This window comes from Paenibacillus oleatilyticus (assembly GCF_018998565.1).
Lineage (GTDB): Bacteria > Bacillota > Bacilli > Paenibacillales > NBRC-103111 > Paenibacillus_G > Paenibacillus_G oleatilyticus.
Window position 1 is genome coordinate 1 of the sequence record NZ_JAHNZO010000198.1, and the last position, 324, is coordinate 324.

Annotated in this window: 1 pseudogene; it reads right to left on the bottom strand. The window is 62.7% G+C overall.

The annotated features are described in order from the left end of the window. A pseudogene (locus KQX66_RS39165) lies at positions 1-324 on the bottom strand (NAD(P)(+) transhydrogenase (Re/Si-specific) subunit alpha); the annotation flags it as partial.

Genomic DNA, 324 nt, shown 5'->3' on the forward strand with positions numbered 1-324 from the left:
GTTCGCAGTTGCCGCCGGTTTGCGCCGCCAGATCGACGATCACGCTGCCCGGCTTCATCGACGCCACCATCTCTTTGGTGATGAGCTTCGGCGCCGGTTTGCCTGGGATCAGCGCGGTGGTGACGATGATATCAACCTCCGCCGCCTGTGCGGCAAACAGCGCCATCTCGGCCTTGATAAAGGCTTCGGACATCACTTTGGCGTAACCGTCGCCGCTGCCCGCTTCCTCTTCAAAATCCAGCTCGAGGAATTCCGCGCCCATGCTCTGCACCTGCTCTTTCACTTCCGGGCGGGTGTCGAAGGCGCGCACGATGGCGCCGAGGC